Source organism: Hamadaea sp. NPDC051192, assembly GCF_040682475.1.
GTDB classification, from domain to species: domain Bacteria; phylum Actinomycetota; class Actinomycetes; order Mycobacteriales; family Micromonosporaceae; genus Hamadaea; species Hamadaea flava.
Genome location: NZ_JBFBAZ010000101.1, coordinates 16,232 through 29,491, shown reverse-complemented (window position 1 = coordinate 29,491; position 13,260 = coordinate 16,232). Strand labels below are relative to the sequence as shown.

Annotated in this window: 13 protein-coding genes; 7 read left to right on the top strand and 6 right to left on the bottom strand. The window is 69.7% G+C overall.

The window, feature by feature from the left end:
- Positions 1 to 100: 100 nt before the first annotated feature.
- Complete coding sequence (locus AB0M47_RS30940) at positions 101 to 2,236, bottom strand: MMPL family transporter (protein ID WP_363420279.1); 2,136 nt, start codon at positions 2,234 to 2,236, stop codon at positions 101 to 103.
- A gap of 135 nt (positions 2,237 to 2,371) precedes the next feature.
- On the opposite strand from AB0M47_RS30940, the gene AB0M47_RS30935 reads away from it, so the two are divergent.
- Both AB0M47_RS30935 and AB0M47_RS30930 read left to right on the top strand, forming a co-directional pair.
- Positions 2,372 to 2,851, top strand: a complete 480-nt coding sequence (locus tag AB0M47_RS30935) for an Rrf2 family transcriptional regulator (protein ID WP_363420277.1) — start codon at positions 2,372 to 2,374, stop codon at positions 2,849 to 2,851.
- A 39-nt stretch (positions 2,852 to 2,890) separates the two neighbouring features.
- Positions 2,891 to 4,171: an FAD-binding oxidoreductase gene (locus AB0M47_RS30930; RefSeq protein WP_363420275.1), complete on the top strand. Its 1,281-nt coding sequence runs from the start codon at positions 2,891 to 2,893 to the stop codon at positions 4,169 to 4,171.
- A 10-nt stretch (positions 4,172 to 4,181) separates the two neighbouring features.
- On the opposite strand, the gene AB0M47_RS30925 is transcribed toward AB0M47_RS30930, so the two are convergent.
- Positions 4,182 to 5,240: a DUF5937 family protein gene (locus AB0M47_RS30925; protein WP_363420273.1), complete on the bottom strand. Its 1,059-nt coding sequence runs from the start codon at positions 5,238 to 5,240 to the stop codon at positions 4,182 to 4,184.
- 100 nt (positions 5,241 to 5,340) lie between these two features.
- Between AB0M47_RS30925 and AB0M47_RS30920 the strand changes: the two genes are divergently transcribed.
- Positions 5,341 to 6,489 (top strand): MFS transporter, encoded by a 1,149-nt coding sequence (locus AB0M47_RS30920; protein WP_363420271.1) that lies wholly within the window; start codon positions 5,341 to 5,343, stop codon positions 6,487 to 6,489.
- 17 nt (positions 6,490 to 6,506) lie between these two features.
- Here the strand turns inward: AB0M47_RS30920 and AB0M47_RS30915 are convergent, their stop codons facing one another.
- Together AB0M47_RS30915 and AB0M47_RS30910 are read right to left on the bottom strand one after the other, a co-directional pair.
- Positions 6,507 to 7,733 carry a sigma-70 family RNA polymerase sigma factor gene (locus AB0M47_RS30915; RefSeq protein ID WP_363420270.1) on the bottom strand — a complete coding sequence of 409 codons (1,227 nt, stop codon included), beginning with the start codon at positions 7,731 to 7,733 and terminating at the stop codon, positions 6,507 to 6,509.
- Entirely contained in the window at positions 7,733 to 8,137 is a 405-nt protein-coding gene (locus AB0M47_RS30910) for a YciI family protein (RefSeq protein WP_363420268.1), read from the bottom strand. Before AB0M47_RS30910 ends, AB0M47_RS30915 begins: the two co-directional genes overlap by 1 nt.
- A 149-nt stretch (positions 8,138 to 8,286) precedes the next feature.
- Between AB0M47_RS30910 and AB0M47_RS30905 the strand changes: the two genes are divergently transcribed.
- Positions 8,287 to 9,018, top strand: coding sequence for a hypothetical protein (locus AB0M47_RS30905; RefSeq protein ID WP_363420266.1), 732 nt, complete (start codon positions 8,287 to 8,289; stop codon positions 9,016 to 9,018).
- Between the two features lie 118 nt (positions 9,019 to 9,136).
- Positions 9,137 to 9,715: a dihydrofolate reductase family protein gene (locus tag AB0M47_RS30900; RefSeq protein WP_363420264.1), complete on the top strand. Its 579-nt coding sequence runs from the start codon at positions 9,137 to 9,139 to the stop codon at positions 9,713 to 9,715.
- Here the strand turns inward: AB0M47_RS30900 and AB0M47_RS30895 are convergent.
- Together AB0M47_RS30895 and AB0M47_RS30890 are read right to left on the bottom strand one after the other, a co-directional pair.
- Positions 9,697 to 10,407, bottom strand: a complete 711-nt coding sequence (locus tag AB0M47_RS30895; protein WP_363420262.1) for a helix-turn-helix domain-containing protein — start codon at positions 10,405 to 10,407, stop codon at positions 9,697 to 9,699. The genes AB0M47_RS30900 and AB0M47_RS30895 overlap by 19 nt on opposite strands.
- A 65-nt stretch (positions 10,408 to 10,472) precedes the next feature.
- Positions 10,473 to 11,630: a cellulose binding domain-containing protein gene (locus AB0M47_RS30890; RefSeq protein ID WP_363420260.1), complete on the bottom strand. Its 1,158-nt coding sequence runs from the start codon at positions 11,628 to 11,630 to the stop codon at positions 10,473 to 10,475.
- A gap of 247 nt (positions 11,631 to 11,877) precedes the next feature.
- Here AB0M47_RS30890 and AB0M47_RS30885 point away from each other — a divergent pair, with 247 nt between their 5' ends.
- Both AB0M47_RS30885 and AB0M47_RS30880 read left to right on the top strand, forming a co-directional pair.
- On the top strand, positions 11,878 to 12,795 hold the full coding sequence (locus AB0M47_RS30885) for a ParA family protein (protein WP_363420258.1): 918 nt from the start codon (positions 11,878 to 11,880) through the stop codon (positions 12,793 to 12,795).
- A gap of 16 nt (positions 12,796 to 12,811) precedes the next feature.
- Entirely contained in the window at positions 12,812 to 13,225 is a 414-nt protein-coding gene (locus tag AB0M47_RS30880; protein ID WP_363420256.1) for a hypothetical protein, read from the top strand.
- The last annotated feature ends 35 nt before the right edge of the window (positions 13,226 to 13,260 follow it).

The window sequence follows — 13,260 nt, the reverse complement described above, 5'->3', positions numbered from 1 at the left end:
GGTCGAATCTTGGACCATGATTCGACCCGGAACCCTGATCCAGCGCCAAAAAGCCCAGCGCCAAAGTCCAGCGGGCGAAGCGCAGCGTCGGCGGAAGGCGCTAGTCGAGGCGGGCGGCGGGGCCCGGTGCGGGCAATCGCATCGCCTCGTCCGCCGCCTGTTCGGCCGGCACGTCGGGTTGCCGGGCCAATCCGCTCGGCCACCAGATGTGTCGGCCGAGGTCCAGGTTCAGGGCGGTGACCAGGACCGAGCGTACGACGATGGTGTCGAGCAGGACGCCGAAGGCGACGGCGAAGCCGATCTCGGCGAACCCGGTCAGCGGCAGTGTCGCCAGGACGGCGAAGGTGCCGGCGAGCACCAGACCGGCGGAGGTGATCACACCGCCGGTCGCGGCCAGGCCGACCAGCGCGCCTCTCCGGGTTCCGTGCCGCGTCGACTCTTCGCGTACGCGGGTCATCAGGAAGATGTTGTAGTCGATGCCCAGCGCGACGAGGAAGACGAAGACGAACAACGGCAGGGACGTGTCCGCGCCTTCGAAGCCGAAGATGTGGCGGAACACCAGGGCGCTCGCGCCCAGGGCGGCGCCGAACGAGAGCACGACGGTCGCGATGAGCAGGACGGGTCCGATCACCGCCCGTAGCAGCATCATCAGGATCAGGAACACCACGAGCAGCACGATCGGGATGATCAGGTTGCGGTCGTGTTCGGCGGCTCGCTGGACGTCGAGGTTGATCGCGGTGTTGCCGCCGACCAGCGCGTCCGCGCCGGGGACGGCGTGCACGGCGTCGCGGACGCGGTCGACCGTCGCGTACGCGGCTTGGCTGTCGGCTGGGGCGGTCAGGGTGCCTTCGAGGTACGCGGTTCCGTTGCGGATCACCGGTGGGGTGACGGTGGCGCGGTCGATGCCGCTGGTGCCGGCGAACGCCGCGCGTACCGCGTCGGCCTGCCCGGCCCCGCTGACGACGACGACCGGGTTGCCCGCGCCGGCCGGGAAGTGCCGGGATACAGTCTCCTCCCCGACGACCGAGTCCGGGTTGCCGCGGAACGACTGCGCGTTCGTGAGCCCGCTCGCGTCGAGCTGGACGATGCCGACGGCGAGCGCGGCCAGCACCAGGGTGGTGACGATCCAGGTAAGCCGGGCGCGCCGGGCGATGCCCGCGCCGATCTTCGCCCAGAACCCGGTGGTGGTGGGTTCGCGGGAGCCGAAGACCGGCCTCTTGGGCCAGAAGACCCAGCGGCCGACCGTCGTGAGCAGCGCCGGGAGCAGGGTCAGCATGACGGCGAGGCCGACGAGGATGCCGATGGCGGCCACCGGGCCGAGGCCGCGGGTCGCGTTGGTCTCGGCGAACATCAGGCACAGCATGCCGACGACGACGGTCGACGCGCTGGCGATGATCGCCGGGCCCGCCCGGTGCAGCGCCACCGCCATCGCCTCGTGCCGGTCTTCGTGTTTGCGCAGCTCTTCCCGATATCGGGCGACCAGCAGCAGGGCGTAATCGGTGCCCGCGCCGAAGACCAGCACGGTCAGGATGCCCGCGCTCTGCGCGTTCACGGTGAGCCCGGCGTTCTTGGCCAGGAGGTAGATCACCCCCTGCGCGACGGTCAGTGCGACGCCGGCCGAGATCACCGGCAACAGCCACAACACCGGGCTGCGATAGGTCAGCAGCAGAATGACCACGACTACCGTGATCGTGCCGTAGAGCAGAGTGGAGTCGATGCCTTCGAAGGCTTTGCTGGAGTCGGCGGCGATGCCGGCCGGGCCGGTGACGTAGGCCGTCATGCCGTTCGCGCCGTTCCGGGCGGTCGCGGTGATCCCCTCGACCGCCGCCGCGGCCTTGTTCCAGCCTTCCTCACCCAGGTCGAGCGGGATGATGATCTCCGCGGCCTGGCCGTCCTGTGCCGGGATCGGGCCGACGACCTTGCCGTCCAGCTCGCCCAGGCCCGCCCAGGTCTGCGCGTCGGCGGCGATCTTCTGCTGGTCGGCCGGGGTCAGCCCGGACGGCCGCTCGTAGACGACCACGGCCGGGAGGGTGTTCGGCGACGCGAAGGCGGCCTGGGCGTCCAGCGCCTTGGTCGACTCGGCGCTGCCCGGCAGCCAGGATTTGGCCTCGTTCTTCTCGACGTCGGTCAGCTTGCCCGCCAGCGGTCCGGCGACCGCGACGACGATCAGCCAGAAGATGATGAAGCCGTACTTAGCCCGGCGATGCGTGATCAAGCCGACGATGGATCTCGTCATGCTTCCCCCGTTGAGGCGCTCAACCTCTCCCCGCCGAGGCTACGCCCCGACTGACCAATGCTCGTCGGCTTCCACTCCGGCTTGCCAAGATGGTTGCGAAGCCTATTCTGGACGTGTAGTGTCCAGGATATGCGGATGAGCGAGGGCGTCGAGTGGGCGGTGCACAGCTGCCTCAACCTGACCTGGCTGCCGTCGGGGCAGGCGGTTCCGGCCGCCAAGCTCGCCGCGTTCTACGGCCTGCCGGCCGCGTACCTGAACAAGCAGTTGCAGGCGTTGGCTCGGGCCGGCATCGTCACGTCGGCCTCCGGTCCGCGTGGCGGCTTCCAGCTCGCCCGCAGCCCGGAGACGATCACCCTGCTCGACATCGTCGTGGCCATCGAGGGCGCCGACGCGGCGTTCCGCTGCGAGCAGCTGCTCAAGCAGGGTCCGGGGGCTGATTCCACGGTCGACTACCGCCAGTCCTGCCTCGTGTCACAAGCCATGAGCCGGGCCGATCTGGCCTGGCGCAAGGAGCTGGCCGGCCAGACGCTCGCCGGGCTCAAGACCCAGGTCGAGCAGCGCTATCCAGCCACACCCGGCAACACGGTCAACAGATTCACGGCGCTGCGCGCCTGACCATCTCCGCGCGGCCACTTCTCAGGGGGGTTATCCTAGATGTCAAATATCCAGAATCTTCACCATGTCGTACGCGGACAGGTGTGGCTGCCGGGCGAGGCAGATTTCGACACCACCCGCCTGCCGTGGAACCGTGCCGTCGAGCAACCGGTGGACGCCGTCGTCGAAGCCGCCGACGCGGCCGACGTCGCCGACCTGGTCCGCTACGCCCGCGCGAATGGGCTCACCCTCACCACCCAGCCCAACGGGCACGGCGCCACCGGGCGGACCGACGGGACGGTTCTGCTGCGTACTCGGCAGCTCGATGCGTTGGACATCGATTCGGGGAACCGGCGCGCCCGCATCGGCGCCGGCGTCTCGTCCGGCCGGCTCCAGCAGGCCGCGGCGGCGTACGGGTTGACCGGGCTGCCCGGCAGCTCCCCCGTCGTCAGCGTCACCGGCGTCGCCCTCGGCGGCGGACTGAGCTGGTTCGGGCGTAAGCACGGCTGGGTGGCCGACAGCGTCCGCGCCTTCGACATCGTCGACGCCGAAGGCAGCCAACGGCACATCACCGCCGACACCGAACCCGACCTGTTCTGGGCGTTGCGCGGCGGCGGCGGCGACTTCGCCATCGTCACCGCCCTCGAACTCGAGCTGCACCCGGCGCCGCACGTCTACGGCGGGCGCATGATGTGGGCCGGGGCGCACGCTTCCGCTGTGCTCTCGGCGTACCAGCAGATCGTGGCGAAAGCGCCCGACGAGCTGACGCTGTGGTTCAACCTGGTCCACTTCCCCGGCGCGGACCCGATGGTGACCGTGGACCTCACCCACCTCGGCCCGGAGGCCGAGGCGCGTGACCTGGTCGCGGAGCTGGACCGGCTGCCGCAGCCGATCGCGGACACTCGGCGCGCGATGACAGTGGCCGAACTAGGCGGCATCACCGGCGAACCCACCGACCCCAGCGCGGGGTTCTCTCGCGCCGAACTGCTCACCACGCTCGACGAAACGTTGCTGGCCGAGCCGATCGCACCGCTGCTCAGCATCCAGGTACGCCACCTCGGCGGCGCGTTCGCCCAGCCGTCCGACAGCCCGCACGGCCCCCTCACCGAGCCGTACGCGCTCTATCTGTTCGGCCTCGCGCAGGACCCCGCCGGCGTGCTGGCGAAGCAGGCGGCGCTTGCCGAAACGCTGCCGGTGAGCGGCCGCAAGCCGTTCACGTTCCTCAACCCGGCCGAGACCGTCGCCGACGCCTTCACCCCCGAGGTGGTGCAGCGCCTGCGGCAGATCAAGAGCCAGGTCGACCCGGGCCAGGTGTTCCGCTCGAACTTCCCGATCTCCTGACCGCCCGCGGCTAGCGCAGGATCGCCTCGACGAAGTCTGCGCCGAGCCGGGCGCAGACCACGAGGTCGAGTTGGTAGAGCACGTATCGCCCGCGGCGGCTGACCGTCACCAGCCCGGCCTGTTTGAGCACCGCCAGGTGCCGGGAGACCTCGGGCGCGGTCAGCTGCCAGGCGTCGGCCAGCTCGCCGGTGGTGTGCGGCCCGCGCGCGATCGTGCGGGCGAGCCTGCGCCGCACCGGGTGTGCGAGGGCGTCGATGCGCCGTTGCACGTCCTGCAGCGAGATCGGGTGTGGCAGACCGGGTTGGGCGGCCGGGTATTGAATCACCGGCCGCCAGCCCGGGGCGTGCACGACCAGCAGGTGGGGGTGGCCGAACGCCGTCGGAACGAAGGTGACCCCGGCCCCGTACGCAGTCGTCGCGTTGTCCTGGAGTTTGTCGACCACGATCCGGTCGTCGTGCAGCGAGATCGATGGTGACACGGCGGTGAGCATGGCCGGGAGACCGTGGTGCGCCAACAGATCCGCTTTGTGCCGGGAGTCCGCGGCGAGCTGGTTCTGCACTCGCGCCCAGGATTCGGCGAAGAACGCCTGTTCGCAGTCTTCGAGCAGGCGGCGTACCCAGGCGCGTACCCGTGGTGGGTCGTCGAGCAGCCGCTCGGCGAAGTCGGCTTGCCGAGGACCACGGGCCGACGCCCGTTCCAGCGCCTTCTCGCGCGAGAAGCGGCGGTACAGCGGAGCCGAGCCGCAACTGGTCGTCATCAACGCGGCGAACACGTACGCCTCGTCGTCGAGCCGGTCGACCTCGTCCAGCTCCTCGGCCAGCGTGGCCTTCGGCCGGCTGGGCACGAAGAAGTCGGCCCGGGACGACCGCCAGAGGAAGTCGGCCTCGATCATGCGCTCGCTGAGTTCCGGCTTGAGTGCGGCGGAGGTGGCCGTGATCCAGCCGTGTAGAACCGGGTGATGGCCGGGCTCGGACAGCGCGTGCAGCATCGAGGTCAGCTCGGCCAGCGGGGAGGGCGCGAACAGGAATCGCTCCTGCGGCACGCCAGTGATGTCGATCGAGATGGCCACGCTCCCAATAGTGCTCGCCCGCCCAGCCCAGCTGCCCGTGAGTTGACGATCCCCGTCAACTCACGGGCCGCCCAGCGCTCTGGCCACGAGATTCGACGGCGTGCGCAGATATGTGGCGGCCCTGGTGGTCGATTCGGTGGGCGGCGGGATACTCCGGCCGTTCCTGGTGCTCTACGCCGTGACCGTGCTCGGGCTGGGGGTCGGCCAGGCCGGCGTCGCGCTGTCGGTCGGCTCGCTGGCCGGACTTGCCGTGCTTCCTCTCGTGGGACGGTGGATCGACCGTGGGGCGCGGTCGGCGACGGTCGCGACGGCGTTGTTCGTCCGCGTCGCCGGGGTGGCCGTCCTCCTCACCGGTCATGGGCTGGCGGCGTTCGCTGTCGCCTCGGCCCTGTTGGGCATCGGCGGTCAGGCGTTCCCGGCAGCGCACGCGGCGGTGGTGGCAGCGCTCCGACAGGGACGGGAACGCGATGCCGCGCTCGCGATGACGAGATCGGTACGCAATGCCGGGATGGGCTCGGGCGCGCTGCTGGCGATGCTCGCCGTGGCCGGCGGTGGGAACGTCCTGACCGGCCTCCTGGCCGGCACCGCCGTGGCCTTCCTCGTTGCGGGCGGGCTCGCGCTGTCGACCCGGGTGACCGCCGTCGAGTCGAGGCACGACCACGACCCCGGTACGCCGCCCAGCATGGCCGGGCTGCTCGTGGCCAACCTCCCCTTCGCCATGTGCTTCAGCGTGCTGGAGGTGGTGTTGCCGGCGTTGCTCGTGACCCGGATGCACGCCAGCGCTGCCTGGCCGGCGGCCCTGTTCGTCGCCAACACAGTGCTGGTGATCGTGCTTCAGGTACCCCTGGTCAAGTGGTTGTCCCGCTGGGCCCGCGGAACGGTATGGGCTGCGGCCGGGGTCGTGCTCGGCCTGTCCTATCTGGGCTTCTGGGCGGGTGAGGCGATGGGAGCCATGGCCATCGCAGTAGTCGGCGTCGTCTACACGCTCGGCGAGATCCTCTACACCGGAAGCGGAACGGCCCTCGTGATCGCGGCCACGCCGCCCGCGCAGGTGGGCCGCGCGTTGGTGCGCTTCCAGCTTTCCACCGGACTCGGCATGGCCTGCGCCCCGGCCGCGCTCATGGGACTGCTCGATGCCAGCCCGGCCCTGCTGTGGGGATGCCTCACGGTGGCCACCCTGGCAGCAGCTCTGGCCGTGAGCCGCCGACGTTCAGCCGGCCGGCATTTCTCCGCCGGCGTCAACGCCTGACCGGCTCGGGTGCCTCGTCAGCCCAGTGCGGCCGCCTTGCGTACCAGCACCGAACGTTCGCGCTCGTTGGTGCAAAGCCGGGCGGCCAATTCCAGCTCGGCCCGCGCCTCCGGCCGCCGGCCGAGCCTGGCCAGCAGCTCTCCGCGTACCGTCGGCACCAAATGGGAACCAGGGAGCCGATCCGAGGCGATCAGCTCGTCCACGATGGCCAGGGCTTGCGCCGGACCGGAAGCCATCGCCACGGCGACGGCCCGGTTGAGTTCGACCACCGGCGAGGGCGCGACGCGGCCGAGCACCTCGTAGAGGACCACGATCTGGTCCCAGTCGGTCGCCTCCACCGACGGCGCCGTCGCGTGGGCGGCGGCGATCGCGGCCTGCAGACCGTAGGGACCCAGACCGCGCGGCGAGGCCTTGGCCAACGCCGCCAGGCCGCGGCGGATCGCGGAGCGGTCCCACCGCCGCCGGTCCTGATCTTCCAGCAGGATCGGCGACCCGTCGGCGGCGGTCCGAGCCGGGAAGCGCGCGGCCGTCAGCTCGCACAGCGCGAGCAGACCGTGCACCTCCGGCTCGTCCGGCTGAAGCGCGGCAAGCGTGCGGGCCAGCCGAATCGCCTCGTACGCGACGTCGGGGCGGACCAGCCGGTCACCGGAGGTGGCCGTCGACCCCTCGGTGAAGATCACATACAGCACACTGAGTACGCCGCCGAGCCGTTCCCGGCGTTGGTCGGCCGGCGGCAGCTCGAACGGCACGCCGGCCGCCGCGATGGTCTTCTTCGCCCGGGTGATCCGGGCCTGCACAGTCGGCACCGGAACGAGGAACGCGCGGGCGATCTGTTCGCTGGACAGGCCGCCGACCACCCGCAGCGTCAACGCCACCCGGGCCTCGGGCGAGAGCACCGGATGGCAGCTGACGAACATCAGCGCCAGGATGTCGTCGTCGATCCGATCCGGGTCGACGTCCTCCTCGACGCCGGAGGCGACCACCGGTTCGGCCGCCAGCAAGGCGTACCGGTCCTGGAGGGCGGCCCGGCGGCGGATCGCGTCGATGGCCCGCCGCCGAGCAGTGGCCATCAGCCAACCCGCCGGACTGCTCGGCGCCGCCACCGGCCACGACTCCAACGCCTCGGCCACCGCCTCCTGGGCGGCATCCTCGGCTAGCCCGAAGTCCCCGGTGAACCGAGTCAGCGCGGCGACGATCCGCGCCGACTCGATCCGCCAGACGGCCTCGACATCAGCCGCATCCATCAGATCCGGCCGGCGCTCTCGTCGTCGGCCCGTTCCTCGACGAACGCCGGCATCTCGTCGTCGCCGGCCACCCGCCGGACCTCGATCTTGGACCCGGTCACCGCCGGAATCCGCTTGGCCCACTCGACCGCCTCCCGCTTCGAGGCGACATCGATCATGAAGTAGCCGCCGAACAGCTCCTTGGTCTCGCCGTACGGCCCGTCCGTGACCACCGGGGCGTCACCGGTGAAGTCGATCACGACACTCTGGCCGGGCTCGTCCAGCCCCTCGGCCGCGAGGAACACACCGGCCTTGACCAGCTCCTCGATGTACTGATACGTCGAAGCCGCCAACTCTTCGAACCCGGCCATCAGGGCCGCGTTCGACTCGTCGGTGCCCCGCATGATCAGCATGTACTTCGACATCGCGTTTCTCCTCGTCCGGCGGGGCCGCCCATCGGCCCTCGCACCCACAGGTCGAACGAGCGGCCCACGGATCGACACGGTCCCCGGAAAATCTTCGGCACTTGTTCCCGTGCGCTATCTATAGAGAAGACCTCGTGGGGAGTATGACGATGAAGACCACCACCGGCTACAGCCTCGCCCTGCTGACCTTGGCCTCCGTCATCGTCGCCGGCTGTGATCGCGAACGGGCGGCCACGCCGGCTTCGCCCACGGCGACGGCGACCTCGGCCGCGCCCTCCGCCTCCCCGTCGTCCTCGCCGGCCACGCGACCGGGCCCGAAGACCGTTCCGGCGAAGGCGTTCCTGCAGAAGGAAGACACCCGGTCCACCGACGGGCCGGCGGTGGTCCCGGAGCCGATGCTGCCGCCGCTGTGCAAGGCGCGGTACGCCAGCGACGCAGTCCGGCAGGTCCGGCAGACCCGGACGATGCGCTACTACAACCCCGGTACGCCGCTCGACAACACCCCGGACGGCACGATCCTGCAGACGATCAGCAGCTACACCGGTGAGGGCGGCGCTCGGCTGGTCGCCGAGATCAAGGCCGCCGTCGAGGCGTGCCCGCAGGAGACGCTCGAGGGTTACACCTACACGAACCGGCTGCTGACCGGGCCCAAGCACGGCGACGAATCGCTCCTCTTCGAGCGGGCGTATCCGACCCGGGACGTCGACGGCAAGCTCACCGGCGGCAACGATGTCCGGCTCATCGCGGTCGTCCGCATCGGCAACGTCGTGACCGTGCTCTACGAGACCGGCTGGGAGATGGGCTGGTCGGCGGAGCCGGAGTCGATGGAGCGGCTCACGGCCAAGGCCGAGCAGCGCATGAAGGCCTGGCTTTCTTCCTGAAACAGGTGGCGTGTCGTTTCCGTACAAGACGGCTCCGGCGTCGGGCTTCTAGCATCGTCGAGTCACGCCCCGACAGCGCGTCGACCCGACGCCGCATGAGTTGTGAGGAGAACGGCAGATGCGCAAGCTGGTCTACACCGGGTTCATGTCCCTCGACGGTGTGGTGGACTCCCCCGGCGGCGGGCCGGGCGAGGAGCACCGCAGCGGCGGCTGGGTGTTCAAGGACATCGAGTTCCTGCCCGATGCGTTCGCCCTCAAGGGCGAGGAGCTGGCCGACACGACCGCGCTGATGTTCGGCCGGCGCAGCTATGAGGCGTTCGCGCCGACCTGGCGCGAGTCGGAGGACCACGCCGCCTACAAGGAGCTGCCCAAGTACGTGGTGTCGAGCACGCTCGGCGACGAGGCGATCGTCGACGGCTGGGGTCCGACGACCATCCTGCGCTCGGCCGACGACGTCGCCGCGCTCAAGCAGGGCGAGGGCGGTGCGATCTTCATCCACGGCAGCGCCGAACTCGCCCGGCGCCTGTCGGACGCCGGTCTCGTCGACCAGTACAACCTGCTCGTCTTCCCCATCCTGCTCGGCGAGGGCAAGAGCGTGTTCAGCCGGTCCGACCGTGAGAAGCAGATGCTCACGCTGCGCGAGTCGGCGGCGTACCCGAACGGGATCATGAAGGTGATCTACGACGTGACCCGCTGACCGAGGTCCAGGGCGATCGCGCCACCGTCGCCCTCGCGCAGTTGCACGGCGGTACGCCCGATGTAGCGGCGCAGCGCGACGGCCAGGTGCGGCGCGTCGAAGTATTCGAGCGCGAAGACGACGTCGGCGATCGGCGTTCCCGCAGCCAGGAGCGCCGCCGCCGTCCGCGCCCGTTCGATCTGGCGTACGGCGCCTTGGGTGAGCCCGGTCGTCGACCGGAACCGGCGTTCGAGCGTACGCGCTGACACGTCGGCGGGGTGGCCTCGGCGTACCTCGCTGACCAGCGGGTCGCGGAGGACGGCTCCGGCCCGGATGAGGCGCTCCACCAGCGCCTCTGCGTCGTCGGCGGCCGGCCTCTCCCAGCGCACTCCGTCGAGCGGGAAGCTTCTCTGGGTGACGTCGGGGAGGCCGATCCCACCGCCGACGAGCACCGGCACCGGGATGGCACGCAGCGACGTGCCGACCGCGAACTCGATGCCGACGAAGGTCGCGCCTTCGGGCACCGGCGCGGTTCCGGCGCTCGTCTCCGGGCCGGTGATCGCCGCGTACGCGGTGCCTTCGCGTTCCCAGAACACCAGACCCCAGCAGACCCCCGCGACGGAGGTCATCTCGGTGACCTGATCGCTGGTGCAGGTCCACACGGTGTCGATCCACGGCGAGTCGGACCCACGAGTCTCGAATCGCAACGTCACCCCGCCAGGATAAGGAGGACTCCTCTCCTGGCGGGGAACTCGTGCGCGCTGCGCCGGGGATCGGATCAGCTGTAGGTGATCGCGAAGCTGTTACAGGTGAAGGCCTGCTGACCGGCGGTTCCGGACAGCTCGAAGCCGAACTGCACGTCGCCGACGGTCACATCGGCCCACCAGCCCTGGGTCCGCAGCCACTTCAGCACGGCCAGCACGTCGATGCTGCCCGAGTTGGTGTTGCTCGTCCGCAGGAACGAGAAGACCGCGTTGCTGCCGTTGTTGCCTTTGTAGACGTTCCAGGTCTGGCCGCCGACGCTCAGGTTGGTGAACGACGGCACCGCGCCGTTGGAGTCGTACGAGTCGGCGATCGGCCCGACCGCGCCGTTCTTGTTGGTCCACAACATCACCTCGTAGGCGTAGTTGTTGGCCCAGATGTCGTACGCGGTCTCCCAGTCGCCGTCACTCGGCACGCTCACGTTGAACGAGGTGGTGAGGCTGGCCAGCGAGCTGATCGTCCGGTTGATCGTCTTCCCGGTGTGCGGGTACGCCTTGACCCCGGACGTCCTCGGGTGGTTGGCGATGACTCCCCAGTTCGTCCCGGTACGCGCCCAGATCGTCTGCGGTCCGGCACCCGAGCCCCAGACGTCGTTGTTCAGCGTGTACCCGTTGTTGGTCCAGCTGTCCCACTGGCCGGTGGCCACCCAGGCGGCGTCTGACGGCACGCCCGTGGAGCCGCTCGAACTCGGCGACGGCGAAGAGGTCGGTGACGCGGTCGGCGACGCGCTTGTCGAAGACGGCGTGGGCGAACTGGTGACGGTGCCGGTGCAAGCGGTGCCGTTGAGGGTGAAGCTCGTCGGCACAGGGTTGGACGAGTTGTTCCACGAGCCGTTGAAGCCGAACGAGGTGGACGCGTTGGTGGCGAGCGAACCGTTGTAGCTGACGTTCTTGGCGGTGACCGTGGAGCCGCTCTGGGTGACGGTCGCGTTCCAGTACTGGGTGACGGTCTGCGCGGCGCCGAACGACCACACCAGCGTCCACGAGGAGATCGGGCTCCCGAGGTTGGTGATGGCGACGTTGGCCCCGAAACCGCCGGGCCACTGGGACGAGACCGAGTACTGGACGGTACAGCCGGCCGCGGCCGACGCCGGAAGCGCGGTGATCACCGCGGCTCCGGTCGCGGCGACCAGCGCCGCCACACCCGCCAGGGCGGCGGAAGCACGTCTACGCATGACTTGACCTTCCACGAGGTGGTCGGCGCGGGGCGTCGTTGGGCGGCGGTGCACGATGTGCATCGCAACGGCGACGGCGACGAAATGGCCAGCAACATCCCTGGTAGACCACGATTGAGTTTGTCGTGACGTTAAACTTATAAGTTCTTCGATCCCTGGTCAATCGCGGCCTGTTCCTCCTGTTCCGGAGGCGGCAACTGTTTCGCAGGCGACAACCCGGCGGGCGAGGCGATGGCACGATGCCTGCATGCCTCGCGTCGTGTCGGTCATCAACTACAAGGGTGGCGTCGGCAAGACCACGCTCACCGCCAACATCGGCGCCGAACTCGCGCAACGCGGTCGCCGCGTCCTGCTCGTGGACCTGGATCCGCAGGCGAGCCTGACGTTCTGCTTCTACACCGCGACCCAATGGGAGAACGAGATCGAGGACGCCCGGACGGTCCTGCAGTGGATCGGCCCGCTCCTCAGCGGGGGCGAGGCGGAGCCGCTGGAAGGTTTCACGCTCACCCCGGCGCGCGTCAATGAGGTCGCCGCGGCCAACGGCGGCCGGCTGGACATCGTGGCGTCGCACCTCGGCCTCATCGACGCCGACCAGGATCTCGCGATCGAACTCGGCGGCTCGCGCGTCCAGGTACGCAGCCCCAACTTCCTGCGCGTACACCGGGTTCTGGCCGACGCGCTGGCCCGACCGGCGTTCGACGGCTACGACGTGATCCTGCTCGACTGCCCGCCCAACTTCGGGATGATGACCCGGGCCGGCATCGTGGCCAGCGACGGCGTTCTCGTGCCCGCCCGGCCCGATTACCTGTCCACGCTAGGCATAAGCTACCTGCGCGGTCGCCTGTCCGAGCTGATCGACGACTACGGTCGGGCAGCCGCGCTGACCGGATCGACCATCCCCGACGTCGCACCGGAGATCCTCGGGGTGGTGCTGAACATGGTGCAGTACGCCGGAACGCAACCCATCAACGCCCACCAGAGCGGCATCCGTGGCCTCGACCCCTTGGAGATCAAGGTCTTCGACCAGCGGATCCGGCAGAGCAACAGTCTGTTCGGCGGGTCCGAGAACGGGTTGCCGGTCGTCCTGGCACCCGGCGGCAACGCCACCGTGCAATACGAGCTTCAGCAGTTGACCAGCGAGTTCTACGCCCGGATCCGAACCTGACCTCCGAGGGAACGCGATGACCGACGCAGCGATCGACCAGACGCACGCTCTCCTGCTCCACCTGGCGGACTTCCTGCGGAAGCTGCCGTCGGATCAGGTGGGCGACCTGCTGAGCGGGGAGGCCAAGCTCGCAGTGATCCCCAAGGGCGCCCGCGTCGGCGGTGCGACGAGCCGGACGACGAAGGCGGCCTCGGCCGCGGTGGACGCCGAGCGGATCGCGGCCGATCTGGCTCGTATCGACGACCGCGCCGCCGCGACTCGCTACATCAATGACCTGAAGCTGACCGCAGTGGCGCTCAAGGAACTGTGCAAGATGCTGGACGTCCCGGTTCCGGCTAAGGCGACGAAGCCGATCGTCATCGACACGATCGTGAACCTGCTCGTCGGCCGGCGGATCGACAGCGACGCGCTGCAACGGCACGCCCGCTGACCGGTCGGCCACGCGCGGCAACTCTTGCTACGTGC